We start from the raw sequence: 4,951 nt of genomic DNA, 5'->3' as shown, positions 1-4,951 counted from the left end.
TCCACATCCAGAGCTTGAATCACATCAGACCGATTTTCCAAACAGACTCTCAGATATTCCCAGGCCATGCCGGCGGCTGCAATGTCTTTTGCGTGTTCGTAAGCGGCCGGCGACTGCCAATCTGATATCGGCATCGCATTACTCTTCCTCTTGCGCCTGCTTCTGGCAGCAGGAACATCAGGATGCGCAATCGGACGATTTTGTGCAGACTGTGTTTGGAGATATGTCGATCTCGTAACGCGATCGCACGATTGCTATATCGTTCTTCGCGTCTGCCAGAATATTCCGCGAGCCGGGCACTCGCCCGGCGAGTGGCGCTTCTTTTCCATCTTCCCATTGCCGATCCGCGAAGTCGGATCGGCGCAAATTTGTGCGGACAGGCAAGCCAAGGAAGGCGGCGCCGCAGAACCGAATTGTCGGCCCTGCGGCATTCACTCCCTATGCCGCTATTTTCTTCGCCGCGTGCCAGGCCAGCCGCCGGGTCGCTGTCGCCGCATGATCCGCGTCCAATTCCATACCCAGCCAGTCGCGGCCAAGATGCTGCGCCGCCACCAGTGACGAACCCGAGCCAGCGAATGGGTTCAGCACCAGACCACCAGCCGGGCAGAACGCTTCCATCAGGGGCAGTAACGCCGCGACAGGCTTTTGCGTCGGATGCAGTTTGTTCCCGGAATACGGCATGTCGATCACGTCCGGCACTGGCTGACCGGGCCGCTTTACGTTCCCTTTCGCTAGCAGATAGGCGCTTTCGTGCTCGTAGCGCAGAAACCCCGACGATGACGCGTAGGATTTGCGAAAGACGATATGCCCGACCATGCGGAACCCTGCCGCCTTCCAGGCATCGGCAAACAAATCTATCCGGTTCCAGCCATAGAACGAAACGGCAAACCCGCCCCATTTCAGAACCCGGTGCATCTGGTTGACCGCCGGACGAAGCCAGCGTGCATTATCGTCGTTGCGGACCTTCCGCCCGTCCCTGCCCTGATAGTTCACAAGGTAAGGCGGGTCGGTCAGGATGAAATCCACCGCATTGCGAGGAAGTGCGCGCATAAGCTGCACGCTGTCGCCGTTGAGAATGGTATTGCGGAAATCGGTCGCCGTGGTGATGTTGCCGGTCATGGTCTTTGCCCTTTGTTCCGCGAGGAACAGCCCCCGCTGTTCCTCTGCCTCGCGGCGAGCAGCGGGGTAGCAACGGCAAGGGCGACCGATGGGGAGGGGTATTTCCCGGTCTGCACGGAGCGCGGCGCAGGAAGATCGGGGAAACCCCATCGGGCGGCGTCAGCCTGCTGACGCGCACCCTTGCCGGCGCGAGGGCGGAGCCATTAGCCTATTTCTGTCTTTTCGCCCCTCCTCACAGCCTCGGAAATGGCACCCCTGCGTTGCGACAGAACCCTTGTTCCAGAAAGTCTGAAGAACAGAACAACCTGATTTTGCGATGCTTGAGATTTCACGGCCATCCGGTCATCAGCGAATACCCGGAATTTCTCTGGCGCCTGACGTGAGAAATTCTATGCAGAGCCGAACCCGCGTCAAATTCGTCCGCTCCGGCGCAATCAGCATGCTCAGCGGTACGGACGGCATGGTGTAGTCAGGCAACACGGGTACGAGGCGACCATCCCGCAGGCAATCCTCCACCAGCCAGCGATGGGCCGGCCCGTAACCTCGCCCGGCCAGAAACGCGTCGCGTGCGGCCAGACCATGATCGACGACCAGACGGCCCTGAAACGGCACGACATGGTTTATGCCTTCTCCGCTCCGCAGAACCAGTTGCTCCGAGCCCTGCACGCGCGACATCCGCACGCCCTCCCGGTTGCGCAGATCCTCCGGCCGCCGCACCGGGCCGTGACGGCGCAGCCACTCGGGCGACGCGACCAGAAGGCGCCCGCTCTCGCCCAGGGACCGCAGTTTCATCGCGCAATCGGTCAGAGGGCCGAGGCGAATGGCGATATCAACCCCCTCGCGTACCAGATCGATGCGTTCGTCCGTCAGCCCGAACTCGACCCGTATGCCGGGGTTCCGATCCTGAAACGCGTAGATGAGGCGGCCGACATGCAGCACGCCCAGAGCGCCGGTGCAGGAGATGCGCACCGTCCCGGCCGTCGCTTGCCGCGTATCGCGCATTTCCTGGCTCGCTTGCTCGACAAGGGAAAGTATCTGCAAGCAATGGGTGTAATAGCGCGTTCCTTCGTCAGTCAGCGCGGTACGGCGCGTTGTCCGCGTCAGCAGCGACACTCCCAGAGCCTCTTCCAGTTCGCGCAAATGCCGCGTGATGGTGGACGACCCCGCACCGGTTTCCCGTGCGACGGCCGCCAGATTGCCCGCGAGCAGTTTGAGCGTGCCCGTGAGTTGGAGCGGAAACAGGCCCGACAAAACCGATCCGGTCACATGCGGTAGGCTCCCCTCCCCGGCTGAATCCCCCCCCCCCCCCCCGGCGAGAGACCCCTCGTTGGGCAGCCGTGTATTTTTCTTGTGACCATTATGGTCCCGTGATATAAGGTCAGTCAATGAGGATCATCGCCCGTCGCACGCTGAGAGAGTTCGTCGGCAGTCTGGCGGGCCAGAAGGACCAGCCGGCCGTGAAGGCAGCGCTGGATGCCTGGTTCGCTGAAGTCGGCAGGGCTGCGTGGACGACCACCGCCGATGTGAAGCGGCTCTATGCCACGGCGAGCATCATCAGCGCGGAACGGATCGTCTTCAACATCAAGGGCAATGCCTATCGCCTGGTCGTGGCGGTCGATTTCGAGAAAAGCATCGTCTGGATCAAATGGATCGGCACGCACAGGGCGTATGACAGGATCGACGTGACGGAGGTGGAACATGACGGCTGATCTGAAGCCCATCCGCAACGAGGCGGATTACGACGCAGCGCTGGAAGAAGTCGGGCGGCTGTGGGGTGCCAAAAGCGGCACGCCGGACGGCGACCGCCTCGATGTGCTAGCGACGCTGATCGACGCCTATGAGGCCAAGCACCATCCGATCGATCCGCCCGATCCGGTTGAGGCGATCCGCTTCCGCATGGAACAGCAGGGCCTCACCCGCAAGGATCTGGAGCCGATGATCGGCCCGCGCAACCGGGTGGCCGACGTGCTGAACCGCAAGCGCGGCCTGTCGATCGACATGATCCGCCAGTTGCATGACGGCCTCGGCATCTCCGCCGAGGTGCTGATCCGGCCCAGCCGGATGGACAAGGTCGCCTGATAAGAAACACCGCCATGATCCGCGTCGCCCTGTATGCCCGCTATTCCTCCGACAACCAGCGTGAGGCGTCAATTGACGATCAGTTCCGCATCTGCCGCGAACACGCCAAGCGGGAAAAATGGAAAGTGGTTGGCGCCTACAAGGACGCGGGCATCTCGGGCGCCAACATGATCCTGCGCCCCGGTATCCAGCCCCTGTTGCAGGATGCCCAGGCCGGGCGGTTCGACATCGTACTAGCCGAAGCGCTGGATCGCATCTCCCGCGATCAGGCCGACGTCGCCACGCTGTTCAAACACCTTAAATTCGCCGGTGTGCCGATCGTCACCCTGGCCGAGGGCGAGATCAGTGAGTTGCATGTCGGCCTCAAAGGTACGATGAACGCCCACTTTCTGAAAGACCTCGCCGCCAAAACCCATCGCGGCCTGCGGGGCCGGGTCGAGGAGGGCAAATCCGGCGGCGGCCTGTGCTACGGTTATCGCGTCGTCCGACAGTTCGACGCCAAAGGCGAACAGATCCGTGGCGACCGTGAGATCGATACCCATCAGGCAGAGATCATCCGCCGCATCTTCCGCGACTTTGCCGCTGGTATCGGTCCACGCGCTATCGCCAAAGCCCTGAACGACCAGGGCATCGCCGGCCCCGAGGGCAAGCTGTGGAGCGATACCACCATCCGGGGTCATGTGAAGCGCGGTACCGGCATCATCAACAACGAGCTGTATATCGGTCGGCTGGTGTGGAACCGGCAGCGCTATGTGAAAGACCCGTCCACCGGTAAGCGCGTTTCGCGCCTGAACCCGGAATCAGAATGGGTCATCACAGACGTGCCCGAATTGCGGATCGTCGACGACGCATTGTGGCAGGCGACAAAGGCTCGTCAGAGCGTCATCGCCGAGAAATACGTCAACGTCACCGAGGCTGTGCGTGCCCATCACAAGCGGAACCGGCTCAACGGCACGCGCCGGCCGAAATCCCTGCTGTCGGGCCTGCTGTTCTGCGGCCTATGCGGCGGCCCTTACACGCTGCGCGGTTCCGACCGTTTCGCCTGCTCCAGCCATGTGACGAATGGTTCCTGCACCAACAGCCGGACGATCCCCCGTCCTGATCTTGAGCGCCGCGTGCTCTCCGGCCTCAAGGACCGGATGATGGCGCCGGAGATCGCGGCCGAGGCCATGCGCGCCTATGCCGAAGAGACCAACCGCCTCAACCGGGAACGTCGGTCCAATGCCAATGTCTGGCAGGTGGAACAGGTGAAGGTCGAAAAACAGATCCGGGGCATCATCGAGGCCATCAAGGAAGGGATGTTCCATCCCAGCATGAAAGCGGAAATGGATGCGCTCGAGACCCGCAAGGCCGAACTGGCGTCGCTACTCTCCGACGTTCCCGACGCTGTCCCGGACCTGCTGCCAAGTGCTTCGGCCGTCTACGCGCGCAAGGTCGGCCGCCTGACCGACGCCCTCAACCAGCCCGAGGAACGGCTGGAAGCCGCCGAGGCGCTGCGGGCTCTGATCGAGAAGGTCGTGCTGACACCCGGCCCGAACCGGGGCGAGATTGACGCGATGCTGTATGGGGAACTGGGCACGATCCTGAACTGGATCGAACAGCAAGCCCTTGGAAAGGCTGAAAAAAGAAACACTCCCGGAGCTTTGCTCACGGGAGTGTCGGTATCGTTGGTTGCGGGGACAGGATTTGAACCTGTGACCTTCAGGTTATGAGCCTGACGAGCTACCGGGCTGCTCCACCCCGCGTTGGGTGA

General features: G+C 62.1%; 6 protein-coding genes and 1 tRNA gene. 3 read left to right on the top strand and 4 right to left on the bottom strand.

The window, feature by feature from the left end; genetic code table 11:
• The 3 genes from J2D73_RS21475 to J2D73_RS20165 form a co-directional block, all read right to left on the bottom strand.
• The coding region (locus J2D73_RS21475; protein ID WP_408736869.1) for a transcriptional regulator domain-containing protein at window positions 1-134 on the bottom strand (134 nt) is incomplete at its 3' end.
• A 304-nt stretch (window positions 135-438) separates the two neighbouring features.
• Window positions 439-1,119 carry a DNA methyltransferase gene (locus tag J2D73_RS20170; protein WP_207884196.1) on the bottom strand — a complete coding sequence of 227 codons (681 nt, stop codon included), beginning with the start codon at window positions 1,117-1,119 and terminating at the stop codon, window positions 439-441.
• A 345-nt stretch (window positions 1,120-1,464) separates the two neighbouring features.
• Window positions 1,465-2,370: a LysR family transcriptional regulator gene (locus tag J2D73_RS20165; protein ID WP_207884199.1), complete on the bottom strand. Its 906-nt coding sequence runs from the start codon at window positions 2,368-2,370 to the stop codon at window positions 1,465-1,467.
• Between the two features lie 134 nt (window positions 2,371-2,504).
• On the opposite strand from J2D73_RS20165, the gene J2D73_RS20160 reads away from it, so the two are divergent.
• Genes J2D73_RS20160 through J2D73_RS20150 form a run of 3 tightly spaced genes read left to right on the top strand, consistent with a single transcriptional unit; the run spans window position 2,505 to window position 4,910 of the window.
• Window positions 2,505-2,828, top strand: coding sequence for a type II toxin-antitoxin system HigB family toxin (locus tag J2D73_RS20160; protein ID WP_207884194.1), 324 nt, complete (start codon window positions 2,505-2,507; stop codon window positions 2,826-2,828).
• Entirely contained in the window at window positions 2,818-3,198 is a 381-nt protein-coding gene (locus J2D73_RS20155; protein WP_025825656.1) for a helix-turn-helix domain-containing protein, read from the top strand. Before J2D73_RS20160 ends, J2D73_RS20155 begins: the two co-directional genes overlap by 11 nt.
• Window positions 3,199-3,212: 14 nt before the next feature.
• Window positions 3,213-4,910, top strand: a complete 1,698-nt coding sequence (locus J2D73_RS20150) for a recombinase family protein (RefSeq protein ID WP_207884198.1) — start codon at window positions 3,213-3,215, stop codon at window positions 4,908-4,910.
• Here the strand turns inward: J2D73_RS20150 and J2D73_RS20145 are convergent.
• Window positions 4,867-4,943, bottom strand: a tRNA-Met gene (locus J2D73_RS20145). The two genes, J2D73_RS20150 and J2D73_RS20145, sit on opposite strands and share 44 nt — an antisense overlap.
• Window positions 4,944-4,951 lie beyond the last annotated feature (8 nt).

Source organism: Acetobacter sacchari (assembly GCF_017377715.1).
Classification (GTDB): domain Bacteria; phylum Pseudomonadota; class Alphaproteobacteria; order Acetobacterales; family Acetobacteraceae; genus Acetobacter; species Acetobacter sacchari.
Note: the sequence above shows the minus strand (reverse complement) of the source record. Positions and strands in the feature narration are given on the sequence as shown.